This is a genomic window from Luteimonas sp. WGS1318, from assembly GCF_043187535.1.
GTDB lineage: Bacteria > Pseudomonadota > Gammaproteobacteria > Xanthomonadales > Xanthomonadaceae > Luteimonas.
The window spans coordinates 2,912,855-2,932,413 of sequence record NZ_CP171131.1 but is presented as its reverse complement, the minus strand read 5'-3'; the positions used below and the strand labels follow the sequence as shown (position 1 = coordinate 2,932,413).

The 19,559-nt window shown below is 67.7% G+C and carries 23 protein-coding genes and 1 tRNA gene; 19 read left to right on the top strand and 5 right to left on the bottom strand.

Going from position 1 to position 19,559, the window contains the following annotated elements; translation table 11 throughout:
• Window positions 1–18: 18 nt before the first annotated feature.
• Together ACF3M1_RS13355 and ACF3M1_RS13350 are read right to left on the bottom strand one after the other, a co-directional pair.
• On the bottom strand, window positions 19–684 hold the full coding sequence (locus ACF3M1_RS13355; protein WP_394001411.1) for a potassium channel family protein: 666 nt from the start codon (window positions 682–684) through the stop codon (window positions 19–21).
• Entirely contained in the window at window positions 677–2,011 is a 1,335-nt protein-coding gene (locus ACF3M1_RS13350; protein WP_394001409.1) for a TrkH family potassium uptake protein, read from the bottom strand. Before ACF3M1_RS13350 ends, ACF3M1_RS13355 begins: the two co-directional genes overlap by 8 nt.
• A 159-nt stretch (window positions 2,012–2,170) precedes the next feature.
• On the opposite strand from ACF3M1_RS13350, the gene ACF3M1_RS13345 reads away from it, so the two are divergent.
• The 18 genes from ACF3M1_RS13345 to ACF3M1_RS13260 all read left to right on the top strand — a co-directional run bounded on the left by ACF3M1_RS13345 (window position 2,171) and on the right by ACF3M1_RS13260 (window position 15,447).
• Window positions 2,171–3,460 (top strand): diguanylate cyclase, encoded by a 1,290-nt coding sequence (locus tag ACF3M1_RS13345; protein WP_394001407.1) that lies wholly within the window; start codon window positions 2,171–2,173, stop codon window positions 3,458–3,460.
• Window positions 3,461–3,587: 127 nt separating this feature from the next.
• The gene (locus ACF3M1_RS13340; protein WP_394001405.1) at window positions 3,588–4,589 is read left to right on the top strand and encodes an LLM class flavin-dependent oxidoreductase; all 1,002 of its coding nucleotides are present in this window, start codon (window positions 3,588–3,590) and stop codon (window positions 4,587–4,589) included.
• A gap of 111 nt (window positions 4,590–4,700) precedes the next feature.
• The gene (gene ruvB / locus ACF3M1_RS13335) at window positions 4,701–5,735 is read left to right on the top strand and encodes a Holliday junction branch migration DNA helicase RuvB (RefSeq protein ID WP_394001403.1); all 1,035 of its coding nucleotides are present in this window, start codon (window positions 4,701–4,703) and stop codon (window positions 5,733–5,735) included.
• A gap of 52 nt (window positions 5,736–5,787) precedes the next feature.
• Complete coding sequence (gene ybgC / locus ACF3M1_RS13330) at window positions 5,788–6,237, top strand: tol-pal system-associated acyl-CoA thioesterase (protein ID WP_394001401.1); 450 nt, start codon at window positions 5,788–5,790, stop codon at window positions 6,235–6,237.
• Window positions 6,238–6,252: 15 nt separating this feature from the next.
• Window positions 6,253–7,041, top strand: coding sequence for a protein TolQ (gene tolQ, locus ACF3M1_RS13325; protein WP_394005276.1), 789 nt, complete (start codon window positions 6,253–6,255; stop codon window positions 7,039–7,041).
• A gap of 54 nt (window positions 7,042–7,095) precedes the next feature.
• Window positions 7,096–7,533 carry an ExbD/TolR family protein gene (locus tag ACF3M1_RS13320; protein ID WP_394001399.1) on the top strand — a complete coding sequence of 146 codons (438 nt, stop codon included), beginning with the start codon at window positions 7,096–7,098 and terminating at the stop codon, window positions 7,531–7,533.
• Complete coding sequence (locus ACF3M1_RS13315; protein ID WP_394001397.1) at window positions 7,534–8,526, top strand: cell envelope integrity protein TolA; 993 nt, start codon at window positions 7,534–7,536, stop codon at window positions 8,524–8,526.
• A 50-nt stretch (window positions 8,527–8,576) separates the two neighbouring features.
• Window positions 8,577–8,906: a hypothetical protein gene (locus ACF3M1_RS13310; RefSeq protein ID WP_394001396.1), complete on the top strand. Its 330-nt coding sequence runs from the start codon at window positions 8,577–8,579 to the stop codon at window positions 8,904–8,906.
• Between the two features lie 78 nt (window positions 8,907–8,984).
• Complete coding sequence (tolB, locus tag ACF3M1_RS13305) at window positions 8,985–10,307, top strand: Tol-Pal system beta propeller repeat protein TolB (protein ID WP_394001394.1); 1,323 nt, start codon at window positions 8,985–8,987, stop codon at window positions 10,305–10,307.
• A gap of 70 nt (window positions 10,308–10,377) precedes the next feature.
• Entirely contained in the window at window positions 10,378–10,890 is a 513-nt protein-coding gene (gene pal, locus ACF3M1_RS13300) for a peptidoglycan-associated lipoprotein Pal (RefSeq protein ID WP_394001392.1), read from the top strand.
• Window positions 10,891–10,898: 8 nt separating this feature from the next.
• Window positions 10,899–11,717 carry a tol-pal system protein YbgF gene (gene ybgF, locus ACF3M1_RS13295; protein ID WP_394005275.1) on the top strand — a complete coding sequence of 273 codons (819 nt, stop codon included), beginning with the start codon at window positions 10,899–10,901 and terminating at the stop codon, window positions 11,715–11,717.
• A 13-nt stretch (window positions 11,718–11,730) separates the two neighbouring features.
• Window positions 11,731–12,414, top strand: a complete 684-nt coding sequence (queE, locus tag ACF3M1_RS13290; RefSeq protein ID WP_394001391.1) for a 7-carboxy-7-deazaguanine synthase QueE — start codon at window positions 11,731–11,733, stop codon at window positions 12,412–12,414.
• Between the two features lie 96 nt (window positions 12,415–12,510).
• The gene (gene queC / locus ACF3M1_RS13285; RefSeq protein ID WP_394001389.1) at window positions 12,511–13,191 is read left to right on the top strand and encodes a 7-cyano-7-deazaguanine synthase QueC; all 681 of its coding nucleotides are present in this window, start codon (window positions 12,511–12,513) and stop codon (window positions 13,189–13,191) included.
• A gap of 131 nt (window positions 13,192–13,322) precedes the next feature.
• On the top strand, window positions 13,323–13,496 hold the full coding sequence (locus ACF3M1_RS13280; RefSeq protein WP_394001387.1) for a hypothetical protein: 174 nt from the start codon (window positions 13,323–13,325) through the stop codon (window positions 13,494–13,496).
• 267 nt (window positions 13,497–13,763) lie between these two features.
• A tRNA-Lys gene (locus ACF3M1_RS13275) sits at window positions 13,764–13,839 on the top strand.
• 157 nt (window positions 13,840–13,996) lie between these two features.
• Window positions 13,997–14,350: a type II toxin-antitoxin system MqsR family toxin gene (locus tag ACF3M1_RS13270; protein WP_394001385.1), complete on the top strand. Its 354-nt coding sequence runs from the start codon at window positions 13,997–13,999 to the stop codon at window positions 14,348–14,350.
• A gap of 1 nt (window position 14,351) precedes the next feature.
• On the top strand, window positions 14,352–14,936 hold the full coding sequence (locus ACF3M1_RS13265; RefSeq protein WP_394001383.1) for a type II toxin-antitoxin system MqsA family antitoxin: 585 nt from the start codon (window positions 14,352–14,354) through the stop codon (window positions 14,934–14,936).
• Window positions 14,923–15,447 (top strand): hypothetical protein, encoded by a 525-nt coding sequence (locus tag ACF3M1_RS13260; RefSeq protein WP_394001382.1) that lies wholly within the window; start codon window positions 14,923–14,925, stop codon window positions 15,445–15,447. The genes ACF3M1_RS13265 and ACF3M1_RS13260 overlap by 14 nt, the downstream gene beginning before the upstream one ends.
• A gap of 61 nt (window positions 15,448–15,508) precedes the next feature.
• Here ACF3M1_RS13260 and ACF3M1_RS13255 read toward each other — a convergent pair whose 3' ends face one another.
• The 3 genes from ACF3M1_RS13255 to recQ all read right to left on the bottom strand — a co-directional run bounded on the left by ACF3M1_RS13255 (window position 15,509) and on the right by recQ (window position 18,115).
• The gene (locus ACF3M1_RS13255) at window positions 15,509–15,763 is read right to left on the bottom strand and encodes a hypothetical protein (protein WP_394001380.1); all 255 of its coding nucleotides are present in this window, start codon (window positions 15,761–15,763) and stop codon (window positions 15,509–15,511) included.
• Window positions 15,764–15,803: 40 nt separating this feature from the next.
• Window positions 15,804–16,052 (bottom strand): hypothetical protein, encoded by a 249-nt coding sequence (locus ACF3M1_RS13250; protein ID WP_394001378.1) that lies wholly within the window; start codon window positions 16,050–16,052, stop codon window positions 15,804–15,806.
• 218 nt (window positions 16,053–16,270) lie between these two features.
• The gene (gene recQ / locus ACF3M1_RS13245; protein ID WP_394001376.1) at window positions 16,271–18,115 is read right to left on the bottom strand and encodes a DNA helicase RecQ; all 1,845 of its coding nucleotides are present in this window, start codon (window positions 18,113–18,115) and stop codon (window positions 16,271–16,273) included.
• Between the two features lie 102 nt (window positions 18,116–18,217).
• Between recQ and ACF3M1_RS13240 the strand changes: the two genes are divergently transcribed.
• Window positions 18,218–19,549, top strand: a complete 1,332-nt coding sequence (locus ACF3M1_RS13240) for a dicarboxylate/amino acid:cation symporter (RefSeq protein ID WP_394001374.1) — start codon at window positions 18,218–18,220, stop codon at window positions 19,547–19,549.
• Window positions 19,550–19,559: the final 10 nt, after the last annotated feature.

Sequence of the window (19,559 nt, the reverse complement as noted above, 5' to 3'; positions counted from 1 at the left end):
CCGGCCGGCCGGGCGGACTCAGGCCAGCGCCGCGAACCGCTCCACCAGATTCGTCGCACCCGAGACGATCAGGATGTCGCCGGCCTCGACGATGGTGTCGGCACGCGCGTAGGTGAAGTCGGCGCGGCCGCGCTTCAGGCCGACGACGGTGATGCCGTAGCGCGTGCGCAGCGCCGATTCGCTGAGCGTCTTGCCGTGCGCCTCGCGCGGCGCGCGGGTCTTGACGATGGCGAAGCCGTCGTCGAACTCGATGAAGTCGATCATCCGGCCGGTGACCAGGTGCGCGACCCGCTCGCCCATCGCCGCTTCGGGATACACCACGTGGTGCGCGCCGGTGCGTTCGAGGATGCGCCCGTGCTTGACGCTGGTCGCCTTGGCCCAGATGTCGGGCACGCCGAGTTCCTCGAGCGCCAGCACGGTCAGCACGCTGGCCTCGATGTCGCTGCCGATGCCGACGACCGCGCGCTGGAACTCCGCGACGCCCAGCGCGCGCAGGGCCTCGGTGCTGGTGCCGTCGGCCTGGGCGACGTGGGTGAAGGCATCGGCGCAGCGCTGGACGGTGTCGGGGTTCTCGTCGACGCCGAGCACGTCGTGGCCGAGACGGACCAGCGAGCCGGCGACGGCCATGCCGAAGCGGCCCAGGCCGAGCACGACGACGCTGTTGGCGGAAGGATGTCTAGCCAACGATGGGGCGCTCCTCTGGATAACGGAAAGGTCTGGGGCGGGTATGCAGGGCCAGCGCGGTCGCCACCGTGATCGTACCCACGCGGCCGATGAACATCAGGGCGATCAGCACACCCTGCGCCGGTTCGGACAGCGTGCCGGTGATGCCGGTGGACAGGCCGACGGTGGCGAAGGCCGAGATCGCCTCGAACATCACCACCTCCAGCGGCAGCGCGGTCAGCGCCATCAGTGCCAGGGTCGCGACGGCCAGCACGGTCACCGCCAGCAGCACGATGGTCAGCGCCTGGCGCTGGGTCTCGTGGCTGATCCGGCGCTGGAACACCGTGGTGTCGCGATGGCCGCGGATTTCCGCCCAGACCACGAACCCGAGCAGGAAGAACGTCGTCAGCTTGATGCCACCCGCGGTGCCAGCGCTGCCGCCGCCGATGAACATCAGGACGTAGTGCACGGCCAGTGTCTCGCTGCGCATGGCGCCGACATCGAGCGTGTTGAAGCCGGCCGTGCGTGCGGTCACCGAGTGGAACAGCATCGCCAGCGTTCGTCCGGCGCCGTCGAGCGGCCCGGCGGTGCCGGGGTTGCGCCATTCGAACAGCGCGATCATCAGCATGCCGCCGACGATGAGCACCGCGGTGCCGAGCAGGGTGATGCGGGTGTGGATCGACCAGCGCGCCCACGCCAGCGGACGCTGACGCAGTTCGTACAGCACCGGGAATCCAAGGCCGCCGAGCACGATCGCGAGCATGACCGGCCCGAGGATCCAGGGGTCGGCGACGAAGCCCATCAGGCTGTCCGAATAGGTGGAGAAGCCGGCGTTGTTGAACGCCGAGACCGAGTGGAAGAGCCCGTTCCACAGCGCCGTCGCCATCGGCTCGCCGTAGCCGTGATGCAGGCGCAGCGCCAGCGCGGCCGCGGTCAGCGCCTCGACGCAGACCGTGGTGATCAGCACCAGCTTCAGCACCCCGGTCACATCGCCCAGCCCGAGGCTGTGGGTCTCGGCCTGGGCGATCAGGCGCGTGCGCAGGCCCAGGCGTCCGGCGACCATCAGGCCGAGCAGGGTGGCGCCGGTCATGATGCCGAACCCGCCGACCTGGAACAGGCCCAGAATCACCCACTGGCCGAAGGTCGACCAGTACAGCGGCGTGTCCTCGACGATCAGCCCGGTCACGCAGACCGCCGACGTCGACGTGAACAGCGCGGTCATGAACGGCGCCGAGCCGTCGCCGGCGCGCGCGCCCGGCAGCATCAGCAAGGCCGTGCCGAGGCAGATCACGACAAGGAACGCCAGCGGGACGATGCGGGCGGGATGCTGGATACCGGTGCGCGACAACGCGCGGCTCCTGGGCGGGAAGCGCGGGATTCTCGCACGGGGCCGGCCCGCTGCACGTGCCCAGCGCGCGACCGTGCGCAGGCCGGGCGCGCCCGTGGGCGATTCAAGTCCCGGGCCACGCCGCCGCTAATTGGGTTCGATGCCTTCGAACAGCGCAGCATGACCGTGCTCCAGCCCATCGTCGCCAGTTCACCCCTGCCGCAGCGCGTGCTGCTGGTGGAGAACTCGCGTGCCTACGTGCAGGCGGTGGCGGGGGCGATCGAACAGCAGCTCGAGCTGCCGGTCATGGTGGCGTCGACGCTGGCCGAGGCCCGGGCCCTGCTCGATCAACACGACGACTGGTTCCTCGCGCTGACCGGCCTGGTGCTGGCCGACGGACAGCGCGACACCGTGGTCGACTGTTTCCTCGAGCGCGGCCTGCCCACGGTCGTGGTGACCGGGGTCTACGACGAGGTGCTGCGCGACCGCATGCTGCGGCGACGGGTCATCGACTTCGTGCTCAAGAGCACGCCGGGCAGCCTCGACTACATCGTCTGGCTGGTGAAGCGGCTGGAGCGCAACCGGCGCATTTCCGCGCTGGTGGTCGACGATTCGGCCTCCGCCCGTCTGCACACCGCCGGCCTGCTGGAAACCTATGGGTACCGCGTCGTGCAGGCCGCCGACGGTGCCGCCGCGCTGCACGCGCTGGAACGGGACCCGACGATCCGCCTGGCGATGGTGGACCAGGAGATGCCGGGCATGCAGGGCGTCGAGCTGACCCGGCGGGTGCGCGCGCTGCGTGCGCGCGACCGGGTCGCGGTGATCGGGGTCTCCGGCCGCGATGATGCCGATCTCGTCGCGCGCTTCCTCAAGAGCGGCGCCAACGATTTCCTGCGCAAGCCTTACTCGCGCGAGGAGTTCTTCTGCCGGGTGTCGCAGAACGTCGACCAGCTGGAACTGATCGGCAGCCTGCAGGACCTCGCCACGCGTGACTTCCTCACCGGACTGCCCAACCGGCGCCACTTTCTGGAACAGGCCGAGCGCCTGGTGCCGCAGATGCAGGCGGCGACGCGTCCACTGGCGATGGCGATCCTGGACATCGACCACTTCAAGCGCATCAACGACAGCTGGGGGCACGAGGCGGGGGATCACGCGCTGCGCGGGATCGCGGCGGCGCTGTCGGCCCACGCGCGGCCGCAGGACCACGTCGCGCGCTTCGGCGGCGAGGAATTCTGCCTGCTGGTACCGGATCTCGATGACGAAGCGCTGGGCGCGTATTTCGATGCCCTGCGCCAGCGGATCGAGGACCTCGACGTGCATACGCCGGGCGGCGTGCTGCGCATGACCGTCAGCATCGGCGTGCGCACGGCGGCGGGCACGGACGACCTGCATTGCCTGCTGGCCGAGGCCGACCGCCGGCTGTACCTCGCCAAGGCCGGCGGCCGCAACCGGGTAGTGGCCGCCGGCTGAGCCGACGCGCCTGATTCGACCCGCGCATCCAGTGGTGTGCCGGCGCATGAACCGCGGTCGGCGTCGCGCCTGGGCTGCGCGGGCGGCGCGGCATGGGTTTCGCATTGGCCGTCCCCATCTGACAGGCATGGCTATCCATTCCCCCAAGATTCCGTATTCCGTCCTCGACCTCGCGCCCGTCACCGAGGGCAGCACGCCGGCCGAGTCCTTCAAGCGTTCGCTCGACCTCGCGCAGCATGCCGAGGCGCTGGGCTACAGCCGCTACTGGCTGGCCGAGCACCACAACATGCCGGGCATCGCCAGCGCGGCGACGGCCGTGCTGATCGGCTACATCGCCGGGGGCACCTCGACGATCCGCGTGGGCTCGGGCGGGGTGATGCTGCCCAACCACGCGCCGCTGCAGGTGGCCGAGCAGTTCGGCACGCTGGCGTCGCTGTATCCGGGGCGCATCGATCTGGGCCTAGGGCGCGCGCCGGGCACGGACCAGGCGACCACCAAGGCGTTGCGCCGCTACTACGCCGGCGCCGATGCGTTTCCTTCGGACGTGATGGAACTGCTGCGCTATTTCGAGCCTGCCCAGCCCGGGCAGCCGGTGCAGGCCGTGCCCGGCGCGGGGCTCGACGTGCCGGTGTGGATCCTCGGCTCCAGCCTGTTCGGCGCCGGCCTCGCGGCCACACTTGGCCTGCCGTATGCATTCGCCTCGCACTTTGCGCCGGCGGCGATGTCGGAGGCGCTGGCGCTCTATCACCGCGACTTCAGGCCCTCGAAGCACCTGCGCCAGCCACACGCGATGCTGGTGCTCAACGTCGTCGCGGCCGACACGCGCGCCGAAGCGCAACGGCTGTTCACCACCCAACAGCAGAGTTTCGTGCGCCTGCGCCGCGGCGCGCCCGGCCTGATCCCGCCGCCGATCGACGACATCGAGGCGTTCTGGACCCCGGCCGAGAAGGCGATGGTCGCGCAGTCGCTGGCCTGTTCGGTGGTCGGCGATCCGGATGACGTCCGGGACGGCATCGCCGCGTTCGTCGCCCGTCATCGGCCCGACGAGCTGATGCTGACCGCCAACATTTTCGACCACGACGCGCGCCGGTACAGCTTCGCGCTGGCCGCGGACGCGATGCGGGACTGACGTCGGCGATAGGCGCGCCCCCCGGGCGCGACGCATGCCGGAACACCCGCACCGCGCCCGAGGGCGCGTCCACAGGTCATCGCCGCCGCCGTGGCATGCGATCATGCGCCCATGACCGAAGACCGCATCATCGCCGGTGACGCCACGCGCGAGGACGACGCCATCGAGGCGAGCATCCGGCCGCAGCGGCTGGACGAATACCTCGGCCAGTTGCCGGTCCGCGAGCAGATGTCGATCTTCATCGAGGCCGCGAAGCAGCGCCGCGAGGCGCTCGACCACGTGCTGATCTTCGGGCCGCCGGGCCTCGGCAAGACCACGCTGAGCCACGTGATCGCCAACGAGCTCGGCGTCGCGCTGCGCGTGACCTCGGGCCCGGTGATCGAAAAGGCCGGCGACCTCGCCGCGCTGCTGACCAACCTGCAGCCGCACGACGTGCTGTTCATCGACGAGATCCACCGCCTGTCGCCGGTCGTGGAGGAAGTGCTGTATCCGGCAATGGAAGACTTCCAGCTCGACATCATGATCGGCGAGGGCCCCGCGGCGCGTTCGATCAAGATCGACCTGCCGCCCTTCACTTTGATCGGTGCGACCACGCGCGCGGGCCTGCTGACCGCACCGCTGCGCGACCGCTTCGGCATCGTGCAGCGGCTGGAGTTCTACAGCACCGAAGAGCTCACGCGGATCGTGCGCCGCTCGGCGCAGATCCTCGGTCTGTCCTGCGAGGGCGACGGCGCATCGGAAATCGCCCGGCGTTCGCGCGGCACCCCGCGCATCGCCAATCGCCTGCTGCGCCGCGTGCGCGACTACGCGCAGGTCCGCGCCGGCGGCCGCATCGACCGCGATGTCGCCAACGCCGCGATGCAGATGCTCAAGGTCGATCCCGAAGGCTTCGACGATCTCGACCGCCGCCTGCTGCACCTGATCATCGAGAACTTCGACGGCGGCCCGGTCGGCGTCGAGTCGATGGCGGCCGCGCTCAGCGAGGAGCGGGGCACGCTCGAGGATGTGATCGAGCCCTACCTGATCCAGCAGGGCTATCTCGTGCGCACCGCGCGCGGGCGCATGGCGACGACCAAGGCCTGGCGCCATCTCGGGCTGGAGCCGCGTCGCGCGCCGGACGCGGTGGTGCCGGGCAGCCTGTTCTAATACCCGCGTCCGGGCATGCCAGCCCGGTACGAGCCCGACCCTCCAGGAGCGCATGTTGAGCGAGCCCGATTGCCGTCCCGATAGTTCGCGGCTATTCAGTTGGCCGACACGCGTGTACTGGGAAGATACCGACGCTGGTGGCGTCGTCTACCACGCGCAGTACGTGGCTTTCATGGAGCGCGCACGCAGCGAGTGGTTACGTGCCCACGGTCACGGCCAGGCCACACTGCGTGATCTGCACGGCACGGTGTTCGCGGTGCGTGCGATGCGGATCGATTTCCGCGCGCCCGCCCGGCTGGACGACGCGCTGCAGGTCGGTGTCGTGTTGCGCGAATGCCGGCGTGCGAGCGCGGTGTTCGTCCAGGAGATCCGCCGCGACGGCGACCTGCTGGTCGACGCCGAGGTGCGCGTGGCGGCATTGTCGGCGGCCGATTTCAGGCCGCAGGCGATTCCCGATGCGCTGTTTGCCCAACTCAAGTCACTCGAAACGTCAGCGGAGTAATCCTGGATGAGCCCAATGCCCGTGCTGTTGCAATCCGCCGCCCAGGTGCAGGCCCTGCCCGAAGAGTCGGCGGCGGCAGCGACCGATCTCGCCTCGACCAGCGCCGCTGCGGCCGCGACCGCGCCGCTGCCCAACGATCTGAGCATTCTCGAGCTGCTCCTGCACGCCTCGATCCCGGTGCAGCTGGTGATGCTGCTGCTGCTGTTCGCGTCGATCTCGTCGTGGGTGATCATCTTCCGCAAGAAGCGCATGCTCGATCGCGCCGAGAAGGAGGCCGATCGCTTCGAGGAGCGGTTCTGGTCCGGCGCCGAGGTCGGCAAGCTCTACGCCTCGGCCACCGAGCGCAGCCGTGAGATCGAAGGTCTCGAAGCCATCTTCGAGGCCGGCTACCGCGAATACTCGCGTCAGCGCCAGCGGCGCGGCATCGACAGTCGCACCCAGCTCGAAGGTGCCCAACGCGGCATGCGGGTGGCCGGCTCGCGTGAACTCGACGGACTAGAGCGCAATCTCGAATACCTCGCCAACGTCGGTTCGATCGCGCCCTACGTCGGCCTGCTCGGCACCGTGTGGGGCATCATGATCTCGTTCCACGGGCTGGCCAACGTCAAGGAGGCGACGATCGCCACCGTGGCGCCAGGCATCTCCGAGGCACTGATCGCGACCGCCATGGGCCTGTTCGCCGCGATTCCCGCGGTCTGGGCCTACAACCGGTTCGCGACCAAGGTCGAGCGCGTCGCGTCGCGCTACGAGGCCTTCTCCGACGAGTTCTCCTCGATCCTCGAGCGCCAGAGCGGCACCGACTGAACCCCGGCGGCGCGCCTCCGCGCCGCTGGACCGTCCACGTACCCGGATTCCGCCATGTCGTCGATCTCCCTTCGCCGCGCCAAGCGGCGCAAGCTCAAGAACGAAATCAACGTCGTGCCCTACATCGACGTGATGCTGGTGCTGCTGATCATCTTCATGGTCACCACGCCGCTGATGAACCTGGGCACCGACATCAACCTGCCGGACTCGCGCGCGATGTCGCTCGGCTCGCCGCAGGACCCGGTCGTGGTCAGCGTGTACCCCGACGGCCAGCTCGCGCTGATGGTCGAGCAGCAGAACACGTCGGTCAGCAGAGAAGAGCTGGTCGTGCGCCTGCGCGGCATCCATACCCAGAACCCGGACGCGACGATCCTCGTCGGCGGCGACGGCGCGGCGAGCTACCAGCTCATCATGAATGCCATCGACTCCATCAACGAGGCCGGCATCACCCGTGTGAGCCTGATCAGCCGCCCCGCGGAGGGTGCGAACTGAATGCGTGAGTCGCCGTCCGACAACACGATCGCGATCGGACTCTCGATTCTGGTCCACGTGGTGCTGTTCGGGCTGATCCTGCTCGGCGCGCTGTGGAATGCCGCGTCGCGTCCGGAATCGGCCGCCGGCTCCCCGGTCTCGGCCGACATCATCGATCCCAACGCGCTCAGTGCCGCCGACCGGCGTGCGCTCGCCAGCCGCCCCGAGCCGCTGCCCGATCCCGCGCCCGAGCCCGAGCCGACGCCCGAACCGGTGCCCGAGCCCGCGCCCCGGCCCTTGCCCGAGCCGGTCGACGAGCCCGTACCGTCGCCGCCGCAACCCCTGCCGGAACCGCGTCCGGAAGACGCCGTCGCGCCGCGCCAGCCGCAGCTGCAGGAAGTGGTGCCCAAGCCCGACACCGAATCGCAGGCCGCCGTGCGCCGCGATGCGCTCGCGGCCGAGCAGCGCGAGAAGGAACAGGAAGAGAAGCGTCGCCAGGCCCAGGTCGAACTCGCCGAGCAGCAGAAGCAGCAGGAGGCCGAGGAGAAGCGCCGCCTTGCCCGTCAGGAGCTCGAAAAGATCCGCGCCGAGCGCGAGCGCAACGAGCGTCAGGCGCGCCAGGCCGAGGAGCGCCTGAAGCAGATCGCCGATCGCGAGGCCCGGCAGGCGTCCGAGCGCGCGGCCGCGGCTGCCTCCAGCGCCAGCCCGCCGCCGGGACGTCCCGATGGCGACAGCGGCCTGGCCGCGAAGTACGCGGCTGCGATCCAGGAGGCGGTCCGGCGCAACTGGCGTCGTCCCGACAATATCCCGCTCGGGCAGGTCTGCCGGATGTACATCATGCAGTTGCCTGGCGGCGAAGTGATGAGCGTCGAGTTCGACCCGTCCTGCCCCTACGACGCACAGGGCCGTCGCTCGGTCGAGGCCGCCGTGCGCGCCGCGGAGCCGCTGCCGTATGCCGGCTTCGAATCGGTCTTCAATCGCCGCCTCAACTTCAATTTCCGGGCGCAGGATTGATTCCGCGGCACCGGCCTGCACGCCACGCGCTGACCGTGTGGTCCGGCGCCATGCTCGCCGGCGCGGCGCTGGTCCCGCTCCATGCGCATGCCGATGGCGCACTCGAGCAGCGCTACGGAGCGGCGGTGCGCGATGCGATCCAGCGGGTGTGGATCGCGCCCGACGGTCTGGCGGCCGACGCCGGCTGTCGGCTCGCCATCGAGCAACTGCCGGGCGGCGAGGTGGCGGCGGTGGAGGTGATGCCGGACTGCGCCTTCGACGCGGCGGCGCGGCAATCGCTGGTGCGTGCCGTGCAGCGCGCGGCGCCGCTCCCCTACATCGGCTTCGAACCGGTGTTCTCGCGCAGCCTCACCATCACGTTCACCTCTGCGGCGCAATGATTGCGCTGGTATTCATCCTGCGCCCCGGTCCAGCGGCCAAGCTGCCCGGGTTCACTCTCCTCCTATTCCGGTAGACCGATGAAACCCATTCTGATCCGTTGCCTGATGGCCCTGATCGCACTGAGCCTGCCCATGCTCGCCAGCGCGCAGCAGCAGGGCCTGGAGATCGACATCACCGGCGGCAGTGCGCAGGCGATGCCGATCGCGGTCGTACCCATGCCCTACCAGGGCAGTGCCGGCGCGCCCGACACCGATATCGCCGCGGTGATCCGCGCCGACCTCGATCGCTCCGGCCAGTTCCGCACGCTGCCCGAGCGCGACATCGTCGAGCGCCCCACGCGCGGCAGCGAGGTCCAGTACCCGACCTGGCGCGCGCTGCGCCAGGATTTCCTCGTCGTCGGGCGCGTCGTCGATGCCGGCGGCGGCAGCTACCGGGTCGAGTACGAGCTGTTCGACGTCGCCAAGCAGGAGCGCGTGCTCGGTCTGGCGATGACCGCGCGCCCGAATGCGATGCGTGATGTCGCCCACCAGATGGCCGACGCCATCTACGAGAAGATCACCGGCGTGCGCGGCGCGTTCTGGACCCGGATCGCCTACATCACCCAGACCGGTGTCGGCCCGAGCGCGCGGTATGCGCTGGTGGTCGCCGATTCCGACGGCCACAACCCGCAGACCGTGGTCCGCTCCAACGAGCCGCTGATGTCGCCGTCCTGGAGCCCGGATGGCCGTCGGGTCGCCTACGTCAGCTTCGAGCGCGGTAATTCGGCGATCTACATCCAGGACATTTCCAGCGGTGGCCGCGAACTGGTCTCGAGCTTCCGTGGCATCAACGGCGCGCCTGCGTTCTCGCCCGATGGCCGGCGCCTGGCCCTGTCGCTGTCGCGCAGCGGCAACCCCGAGATCTACGTGATGGACCTCGGCAGCAAGGCCCTGACCCAGCTCACCAACCATTTCGCCATCGATACTTCGCCCTCCTGGGCGCCCGACGGCGGCAGCGTGTATTTCATCTCCGACCGCGGCGGGCGTCCGCAGGTCTACCAGGTTCCGAGCAGCGGCGGCAGCGCCACACGCGTGACCTTCGAGGGCAGCTACAACGCCGATCCCACCGTGTCGTACGACGGCAAGAAAATCGCCGTGGCGCAGGGATCGGGCAACGTGTACCGTATTGCACTGCTGGATCGCAGTTTGGGGTCGCCCCGCTGGTCCACGCTGTCGCCCGGGTCGCTCGACGAATCGCCGAGTTTCGCCCCGAACGCCGGCATGGTCCTCTACGCGGCGCGTGAGGGGAGGAGAGGTGTGCTGTACTCGGTGTCTTCGGATGGCCGGGTGCGTCAGCGCCTCATTCTCGCTGAAGGTGACGTCCGCGAGCCGGCATGGGGCCCGTTCCGGGAACAGCGCTGACGCTGCCTGCACGTGCCTATAACAATACTCATTGCCCCCTGTTGACAGACTAAGACCAAGGACCGACGAGATGAAGACGACCACCCGTGTGTTGCTGGCAGCGCTGCTGTGCACCGCCGCCGTCGCGTGTTCCAAGAAGGTGAGGGAAGAAGCGCCGGTCGACACCGGCCCGTCGACCGGCACCGTCGCCCCGACCGCCCCGACCGCAGGCGCTTATGGCCCCAATGATCTGGACAGCGATGCCTGCCTGCGTCAGCGCGTGGTCTACTTCGACCTGGACCAGGACAACCTGCGTCCGGAGTTCCAGTCGATCATGGCCTGCCACGCCAAGTACCTGCGCGACCGCAGCTCGGCCCGCATCTCGCTGGAAGGTCACGCCGACGAGCGCGGCAGCCGCGAGTACAACCAGGGCCTGGGCGAGCGCCGCGGTAACGGCGTGTCCTCGGCACTGCAGGCCAACGGTGGTTCGGCCGGCCAGCTGGCCGTCGTGAGCTACGGCGAAGAGCGCGCGGTCTGCACCGAGTCGAACGAGGATTGCTGGGCTCGCAATCGTCGCGTCGAGATCATCTACACCGCCCGCTGATGCAGTCGATGCGTCACTGGCTGGTGCTTCCAGTCGCGTTCGCGGCGGCCCTCGTGGCCGCCGCGCCCGCGTTCGCGCAGCGGGCGAGTCTCGCCGATCGCGTGACCGCGCTCGAAGCGCGCTCGAACGACACCAGCGCCAACATGGACCTGCTCAACCAGGTCAATCAGCTGCGTCAGGAACTTCTGGCGCTGCGCTCCCAGGTCGAGGAGTTGCAGCAGCAGAACGAGCAGCTGAAATCCAGCAACCGCAGTCAGTACCTCGACATCGACGGCCGTCTCAATCGGCTCGAAGGTGGCGCGGGAAGTGGTGGCGGTGGTGGTGGTCTGGAGCTTCCGGAGATCGGGCGAGGTGCGGTCGAATCCGCACCCCGTCCTGCGCCGCCGACGGAGCGTCCACCGACCGTGCACGGCACGCCCGGCCTGATCGCCGGTGTCGCCGACGAACGCGCCGCGTACGAACAGGCGTTCGCCGCATTGCGCAACGGCGATTACGCCGAATCCGCGCAGCGCTTCCAGAGCTTCCTCGACCAGCATCCGCAGGGCAGCTACGCGCCCAACGCGCTGTACTGGCTGGGCGAGAGCTATTACGTCACCCAGAATTATCCGCTCGCGGAAGAACAGTTCCGCGCGCTGCTGCAGCGCTATCCGACCAGCGACAAGGCGCCCGGCGCGTTGTTGAAGATCGGCCTGTCGCAATACGGCCAGAGGGATCTGGACGCGGCCGAGACCACGCTGGCCCAGGTCGGGTCCCAGTATCCGGGCACCGATGCGGCCCGCACCGCCGCGGATCGGCTGCGCGCCATCCAGCTGTCGCGGCTGCGCTGACGCCGCCTGATCCATGACCGCCGTCGTGTCCGATGCGGTCGCCGCATCCGCCGCGACCGACCGTCTCAAGCTCACCGAAGTCTTCCTCTCGCTGCAGGGCGAGGCGCGCGATGCCGGCTGGCCGACGGTCTTCGTCCGGCTGACCGGTTGCCCGCTGCGCTGCACCTATTGCGATACCGCCTATGCGTTTCACGGCGGCGACTGGTGGACGATCGACGACATCCTCGCCGAGGTCGCGCGACATGGCGTGCGTCATGTCTGCGTCACCGGCGGTGAGCCGCTTGCGCAGAAGCGCTGCATCGGCCTGCTGCAGCGGCTGTGCGACGCCGGCTACGAGGTCTCGCTGGAGACGTCGGGCGCGATCGACATCGCCGCCGTCGACCCGCGCGTGAGTCGTGTGCTGGACATCAAGACCCCGGGTTCCAACGAGGCCCACCGCAATCTCTGGGACAACCTCGCGCTGCTGACCGCGCATGACCAGATCAAGTTCGTGATCTGCTCGCGCGCTGATTACGACTGGGCGCGAGCTCTGGTGCTGGAGAAGGGGCTGCATCGCCTGTGCGATGTGCTGTTCTCGCCGAGCAAGAGCGAGATCGCCGCACGTGACCTCGCCGACTGGATCGTGGCCGACCGCCTGCCGGTGAAGTTCCAGATGCAGCTGCACAAGCTGCTGTGGAACGACGAGCCCGGTCGCTGAGCACCGCGATCGGGAATCGGTGATCCGGGATTCGAAAGCACAGCATCCCGGCACCTGATGCGTTAGCGTTTTCACGAATCACGAATCACGAATCAGATGAAAAAAGCCGTCGTCCTGTTGTCCGGAGGCATGGACTCCGCTGCCGTCGTCGCCATGGCCCGCGAACAGGGCTTCGCCGTGCATGCGCTGAGCGTGCGTTACGGCCAGCGCCACACCTCGGAACTGCTGGCTGCCGACCGCGTCGCGGCAGCGCTCGGAGTGGCGGCGCACAAGACCGTCGACGTCGACCTGCGCGCGTTCGGTGGCTCGGCGCTGACCGACGACATCGAGGTGCCGGAGGCTGGCGGCACCGGCATCCCGTCGACCTACGTGCCGGCCCGCAACACCATCATGCTGTCGCTCGCGCTCGGCTGGGCCGAAGTGCTCGGTGCGGCCGACATCTTCTGCGGTGTCAACGCCGTGGACTATTCCGGCTATCCGGACTGCCGGCCCGAGTTCATCGACGCCTTCGAGCGGCTCGCCAATCTGGCCACCAAGGCCGGTGTCGAAGGCGCGGGCATCCGCATCCACGCGCCGCTGCAGCACATGGGCAAGGCCGACATCGTGCGTGAGGGCGTGCGCCTCGGCGTTGAATTCGGCCTGACCGTCTCCTGCTACCGCGCCGATGCCGCTGGTCTCGCGTGCGGCCATTGCGACGCCTGCCGGCTGCGTGCCGACGGCTTCGCTGCTGCGGGCGTCGTCGACCCGACGCGCTACGTCGCGGCACGCGACGCCTGAATCCGCAACGCGTGTACGCACGCGCCTGCGATGCCCTCGGGTCGCTGGGCCGGCTCGAAAGCGCCTGCTCCCGACGATGCCGTCACGCGCCGCGACGTTAGGGTGGGGCCTCCTTTTCGGAAGAACCCCACATGGCCCTGACCGACGACCAGCTGCGCATCCTGCGCGACATCGAGCACACCACGCCGATTTCCGACACCGACACCGACTGGGCCGTACATGCCGGCTATGCCGCGTTGGCCGAGGACGGCGACATCGATCTGACGCAGACCGGCCGTGAGGCGCTGGCCGCCGAAGACCGCTGACGCCGGAGGCCGCGCGCTCGGTTGAGACAGCGCACCGCGTCTTCGCGATAGCCGCAGCGTCCTTTCGAAGAATGCGTACCCGTACGACGTCGCTTCGCCCGCGCATCCCAGGTGTGGGCGCACAGCGAGACGCGAAACCGCGAAATCGCTACAATGCCAACCCCTCGCGGTCCGCTTTTCGGACCCGGGCCGCGGCGGACACGTCGCAGGCCTAGTGGACGCGCTGGCGCACCACGCGCCCGTCGCATTCCCAGGCCGTCCAGTTTCGGGTCGTTAGCTCAGTCGGTAGAGCATCGGACTTTTAATCCGCTGGTCGATGGTTCGAATCCATCACGACCCACCATAAAAATCAATAAGTTGCGAGCTTACTGAGCGCCGTCTCCGTAATCAGCTCCGTAAACGGCTGGGCTGCTCAAAGTCGCGCGCTCGTGCGATGCTTGGAAAAGAAGGGAAGCGGGCAGCTCGATGCCCAAACGACAACTAACCACGATGGTTGATTTGTGCCTCGAACTACTCCACTCTATGACCTGCGCACCGTCCAAGATCTTGCGAAAGATGGTGAACACTGCAGGTTCACAAAGAATGCTGAGGTCCGGGCTGAGTTGCTTGGCTTCAACTACGATCGTTGCCTAGAGGTCATCGCATGGTTATCGCCTGTCGAGTTCGATCGAAAGCTTCGGTACAAGAGCTCAGGACTTTCTTGGGACGTATACATCGTTCAAGGTCTACTGCCGCCCTCCCGTAAGAAGATCTACATCAAGCTCCGCGTCTATGTTGACGAGGGCATCGAAAAATTGGCGGTGACTTCGTTTCACGACGAAGACCTCAATAGGGATGATGAGGATTTAATCTAAGATGCCTAATAAGTGCCCTTTTTGTGAAAAAGGCACTCTTCGCGCGTCTTCGCGTGAAGAGCTACGTTATAGTGGCGGTAAGCAAATCCTAGTTGCCGGGATCGAGTACTCGCTCTGCGACGTCTGCGGTGAAGAATCCGTCGGATCAAAGCAGGCGCGGGCGAACATGCGTGCTGTGGCGGACGCGACGCTTTCATCCACCGGAAAGTGGACTACCGCTCAGATCGCCGAGTTCCGCGATCGGCATGGTCTGACGCAGGAACAGGCTGCCGATCTTCTCGGTGGCGGAGCTAACGCTTTCTCGAAATATGAGCGTGGTGAAGTCCTACCCACGAAAGCGATGGATCTGTTGATGCGCCTGTATGACTCTTTCGCAGAGGTGCGGGCGTATGTAGGCAGAGGAGCTGCGCCGGTGGCTTCGGTCCGCGAAGCGTGGTCTTCAGCTGGGGCGGGCGTGGTCTCAAGTGCCGACAGCAATGTCTTCAAGATTGGAAGAATGAAGCTTCGTCCAAGTTCGCTCGTTGTGGCTAACGACGCGGATTGGCACTACGAGCCGCACTCGGAATTGAAGTATGCAACCCGTTAAGCCTTTTGACCCCACGGCGTTCCTCAAGGTACGCGACATCGCGCTCTGGGAAAGTGAGCTCGCGCGATTTGTCTCATATCCGATCATCGATGATGGTCAGAAGCTTGGCTATCAGTCTATGAGAGGCATTCGTGCTGACTTAGCGGGAATGCTGGACGATAGCGGGAAAGAGATAGAGATCCTCAAAATCTTCGTTACGCTTGGCATCCGTTGCGTGGTTCCTCGCAGTGCTGTAGTCGCAACTGAGCAGGTGGTTGAGGCCAGTCCTGACGAAGAAGACGAGACGATTGTCCTGTACGCGTTGGAGTCAACATTCGCTGTTGATTACGAGGTTTTGCAAACGATGCCTGAGGAACAGGTGTCAGCTTTTGCTCAATTCAATTCTGTACACAATGTGTGGCCGTTCTGGCGGCACCACGTCTACGACACGTTGAAGAGGGCTTCACTCCCTGTCCCGGAAGTACCTTTTTTCGCGGGCAATCAGGCGAAGGAAGCCGAGGCAGGGACCTAGAAGTAGCGATCGGACTCACGCAGCGAGATGAGGGTGAGTCCGCTTCTACTGATCGGCGCAGCTAGGCTGACGGCGCCACTTCCGGCACCGACTTGTCGTAGGTCTTCATCATCTGCTCGGTGAGCCCGAGCGCCTGCTGCTTCTCGGCGAACGTGTCGGGCGTGTCGATGCCGCCCCGGAGCTTGAGGTCGTGCACGCCGAAGCGCTGATCGACGGTGATCACCTCCTTCTCAATGGCCAGTCGGATGAAGCGCTGCCAGGCGCTGTCGAGGCCTGACTTCTTGAGCGGCTCGCCATGCTCGGCGAGGATCACCAAGCGATCTTCCGGACGTAGCGGCGTGATGCGCGTGGTGCGTTCAATGATCCCGCGGCGGTACGCGGTGGCAGCGTCCCACGCAGCGCACGATGTTGTCGCGGCTGCCCCTACGACGCTGCGTGCGAATGCCTACATCGTCCGCTTGGGCCTCGGTGAGCGTAAGTGTCTCGATGCCGCACAGGCGGCACAGGTAGCCCAGCTCCATCACGATCGGCAGATACGGTGCGATCGAACCCTCGGTGCGCGCCTTCCGCCCCGCGCACTCGAGCGCGAAGGTGAGCAACGCCATGTACACGGCCTCGGCCGGCAGGCGCTGTCGCTTGAGCTCTTCCGCCGCGCTGACGCCCTTGCCCGGGTTGAGACGCAGGAGGCTGCAGGCCCGCGTGTAGAGGCAGGCGCGCGCAGCGAAGCAGTTTGTTCGCCTTCGTCGGGTAGCGGGCCCTATCGAGCTTGTCGACCATGCGCATCGGTTCGGGCGGCATGCGTGGAACGGACGCAGGGCCTTCTTCAGTCCGCGTCCAGCACCGTTTCCAGCACCGCGTCGCCGTAGCGTTCCAGCTTGCCGGCGCCCACGCCGCCGATGCCGCCGAGCTGGCCGTGGCTGATCGGGCGCAGGCGTGCGATCTCGCGCAGCGTGGCGTCGTGGAAGATCACATAGGCGGGCACGTTCTGCTCGCGCGCCAGGCGTCCGCGCAGGGCGCGCAGCGATTCGAACAGCGGCCGGTCGGCCGGTGCCAGATCGATGTCGGCGCCGGTCGCGGCGCGTGAGGTCCGCACGCGTTCCTTCGTGTTCGTCGGCTTGCGCAGCATCACCTGCGTCTCGCCCTTGAGCACGCCGCGGCTGGCTTCGGTCAGGCGCAGGCCGCCGTAGCCCTCGGCGTCGACGTCGAGCAGACCCTGCGCGACCAGCTGGCGCAGCACGCTTTTCCACACCCGCGCATCGACGTCGGTGCCGACGCCATAGGTGCTGAGCTGGTTGTGGCCGAACTGGCGGATGCGCTCGCTTTCGCTGCCGCGCAGGATGTCGATGATGTGCGCGGCGCCGAAGCGCTGGCCGCTGCGATACACACAGCTGAGCGCCTTCTGCGCCGGCACGGTGGCATCCCACGCGGCCGGCGGGTCCAGGCAGTTGTCGCAGTTGCCGCAGGGCTGGCCCGCGCCCTTGGCCGCGTAGTCCTCGCCGAAGTTCGCCAGCAGCACCTGGCGCCGGCAGCGCATCGTCTCGCAATAGCCGACCAGTGCGTCGAGCTTGCGGTGCTCGAGGCGCTTGCGCTCGTCGCCCGAGTCCGACTGTTCGATCATCTGCCGCAGCAGCACGAGATCGCCGAGGCCGTAGCACATCCACGCATCGGCCGGCTCGCCGTCGCGTCCGGCGCGGCCGGTTTCCTGGTAGTAGCCCTCGATCGATTTCGGCAGGTCGGTGTGCGCGACGAAGCGCACGTCGGGCTTGTCGATGCCCATGCCGAACGCGATCGTCGCGACGACCACCACGCCGTCGCTGCGCAGGAAGCGCCGCTGGTTGGCCGCGCGCAACTCCGCGTCCATGCCGGCGTGGTAGGGAATCGCATCGATGCCCTGGCCAGCGAGGTATTCGGCGGTCTCCTCGACCTTGCGCCGCGACAGGCAGTAGACGATGCCGGCCTCGCCGCGATGCCCCTGCACGAAGTCCAGCAACTGGCGCTTGGCGTTGTCCTTTTGCACCACGGTGTAGCGGATGTTGGGCCGGTCGAAGGAGCTGACGAAGCGGCGCGCGTCTTCGAGCTGCAGGCGCTCGGCGATCTCGCGCTGGGTCGGCGGATCGGCGGTTGCGGTCAGCGCGATGCGCGGCACGTGCGGCCAGCGCTCGTGCAGGATCGTCAGCTCGCGGTACTCGCGGCGGAAATCGTGACCCCACTGCGACACGCAGTGCGCCTCGTCGATCGCGAACAGGGCGAGCGGGGCGCGGTCGAGCAGCGACAGGAAGCGCGGAGTGAGCAGACGCTCGGGCGCGACGTAGAGCAGGTCGAGTTCACCGGCCAGCAGTTCGCGCTCCACCCGCTGTGCGGTCTCGCCATCCAGCGTGGAATTGAGGAATGCGGCGCGCACGCCGGACTGCAGCAACGCGTCCACCTGGTCCTGCATCAGCGCGATCAGTGGCGACACGACGATCGCCACCCCGTCGCGCAGCAGGGCCGGCACCTGGAAGCACATCGACTTGCCGCCGCCTGTGGGCATCAGCACTAGAGCGTCGTGGCCGCTGGCCACGTGTTCGACGATGGCGGCCTGTTCGCCGCGGAACGCGGCATGGCCGAACACGCGCTGCAGCGTCTCGAGCGCGTCGCCGGCGGTGCCGGCAGGGGAAAGCGAAGACATGCGCCAAGGATACCGGCTGGCGCCCGGATCCGGCGCCGCGTCGACCTGTCAGGGGATGCCCGGGGCTTGCTAAGCTGCCGGCCTTCCGCACAGGACCTCCCGATGACACCGACTTCCGGCTCCGGCGGCATGGCGCTGCACACCAAGATGCTCATCGGGTTCCTGGTCGGCACCGTGGCGGGCCTGGCGGCGAATTTCTACGGCGGCGATGCCGGTTGGCTGGACGGCCTGGTGACCTACGTCGCCGACCCCGTCGGCCAGCTGTTCCTGCGCCTGCTGTTCATGCTGGTGATTCCGCTGGTGTTCTCGGCGCTGATCCTGGGCGTGGTCGAGATCGGCGATCCGGGCTCGCTGGGCCGCATCGGCATCAAAACGCTGCTGTGGATCCTGGTGGTCACCACGATGGCGGTGATGATCGGCCTGTTCGCGGTGAACCTGTTCCAGCCGGGGCGCGGCATCGATCCAGCCGTCGCGCAGACGCTGCTCGAAGCCTCGTCGGACCGGGCGGCCGAGATCGCCGGTGCACGCGAGGGCGTGTCGGGCATCCAGATCCTGCTCAACATCGTGCCGCGCAACCCGGTGGATGCCGCCGCGCGCGGCGACCTGATCGCGGTGATGTTCTTCGCGCTGATGTTCGGCATCGCCGCGACCGTGCTGCGCACGCCGGGCACGCGCAGCTTCGTCGCCGCGGTGCAGGGCATCTACGACATCTGCCTGAAGCTGATCGGCTGGGTGATCGCGCTGGCCCCGTACGCGGTCGCCGCGCTGCTGTTCTCGATCACCGCGCGCCTGGGCGTGGACGTGCTGGTGCAACTGGCGCGCTTCGTCGGCACGGTGATCGCGGCGCTGGGTTTCCATTTCTTCATCGTGATCCCGATCCTGCTGTGGATCTTCGGGCGGATGAGTCCGCTGACGTTCTTCCGCGGCGCGCAGCCGGCGCTGCTGACGGCGTTCTCCACGTCGTCGTCCAGCGCCACGCTGCCGACCACGCTGAAGGTCACCGAAGAGAACCTCGGCGTGCCGCGCCGGGTGGCGCGCTTCGTCTGCACGCTCGGCGCCACCGCCAACATGAACGGCACGGCACTGTTCGAAGGCATCACGGTGCTCTTTCTGGCGCAGTTCTTCGGTGTCGAGCTGGGCATGGGCCAGCAGATCCTGATCCTGCTGCTGTGCATCCTGGGCGGCGTCGGTGCGGCCGGCGTGCCCGGGGGCTCGCTGCCGGTGATCGCGATGATCCTGGCGATGTTCGGCATTCCGCCCGAGGGCATCGGCCTGATCCTCGGCGTCGATCGCCTGCTCGACATGTGCCGCACCGTGGTCAACATCGGCGGCGACATGGCCGGCTCGGTGGTGATCGGGCGTTCGGAGCCGGCCGATGCGCCGGGCGTGGCGCTTGATACGGAGCTGGCTACGCCGGATTCGCGCACGCTCTGATCCGGCGCCC

Coding starts and splice junctions, on each gene's coding strand:
- ACF3M1_RS13345 (WP_394001407.1), top strand. CDS start 2,171: ATGACCGTGCTCCAGCCCATCGTCGCCAGTTCACCCCTGCCGCAGCGC.
- ACF3M1_RS13340 (WP_394001405.1), top strand. CDS start 3,588: ATGGCTATCCATTCCCCCAAGATTCCGTATTCCGTCCTCGACCTCGCG.
- ruvB (WP_394001403.1), top strand. CDS start 4,701: ATGACCGAAGACCGCATCATCGCCGGTGACGCCACGCGCGAGGACGAC.
- ybgC (WP_394001401.1), top strand. CDS start 5,788: ATGTTGAGCGAGCCCGATTGCCGTCCCGATAGTTCGCGGCTATTCAGT.
- tolQ (WP_394005276.1), top strand. CDS start 6,253: ATGCCCGTGCTGTTGCAATCCGCCGCCCAGGTGCAGGCCCTGCCCGAA.
- ACF3M1_RS13320 (WP_394001399.1), top strand. CDS start 7,096: ATGTCGTCGATCTCCCTTCGCCGCGCCAAGCGGCGCAAGCTCAAGAAC.
- ACF3M1_RS13315 (WP_394001397.1), top strand. CDS start 7,534: ATGCGTGAGTCGCCGTCCGACAACACGATCGCGATCGGACTCTCGATT.
- ACF3M1_RS13310 (WP_394001396.1), top strand. CDS start 8,577: ATGCTCGCCGGCGCGGCGCTGGTCCCGCTCCATGCGCATGCCGATGGC.
- tolB (WP_394001394.1), top strand. CDS start 8,985: ATGAAACCCATTCTGATCCGTTGCCTGATGGCCCTGATCGCACTGAGC.
- pal (WP_394001392.1), top strand. CDS start 10,378: ATGAAGACGACCACCCGTGTGTTGCTGGCAGCGCTGCTGTGCACCGCC.
- ybgF (WP_394005275.1), top strand. CDS start 10,899: ATGCGTCACTGGCTGGTGCTTCCAGTCGCGTTCGCGGCGGCCCTCGTG.
- queE (WP_394001391.1), top strand. CDS start 11,731: ATGACCGCCGTCGTGTCCGATGCGGTCGCCGCATCCGCCGCGACCGAC.
- queC (WP_394001389.1), top strand. CDS start 12,511: ATGAAAAAAGCCGTCGTCCTGTTGTCCGGAGGCATGGACTCCGCTGCC.
- ACF3M1_RS13280 (WP_394001387.1), top strand. CDS start 13,323: ATGGCCCTGACCGACGACCAGCTGCGCATCCTGCGCGACATCGAGCAC.
- ACF3M1_RS13265 (WP_394001383.1), top strand. CDS start 14,352: ATGCCTAATAAGTGCCCTTTTTGTGAAAAAGGCACTCTTCGCGCGTCT.
- ACF3M1_RS13260 (WP_394001382.1), top strand. CDS start 14,923: ATGCAACCCGTTAAGCCTTTTGACCCCACGGCGTTCCTCAAGGTACGC.
- ACF3M1_RS13250 (WP_394001378.1), bottom strand. CDS start 16,052: ATGGCGTTGCTCACCTTCGCGCTCGAGTGCGCGGGGCGGAAGGCGCGC.
- recQ (WP_394001376.1), bottom strand. CDS start 18,115: ATGTCTTCGCTTTCCCCTGCCGGCACCGCCGGCGACGCGCTCGAGACG.
- ACF3M1_RS13240 (WP_394001374.1), top strand. CDS start 18,218: ATGACACCGACTTCCGGCTCCGGCGGCATGGCGCTGCACACCAAGATG.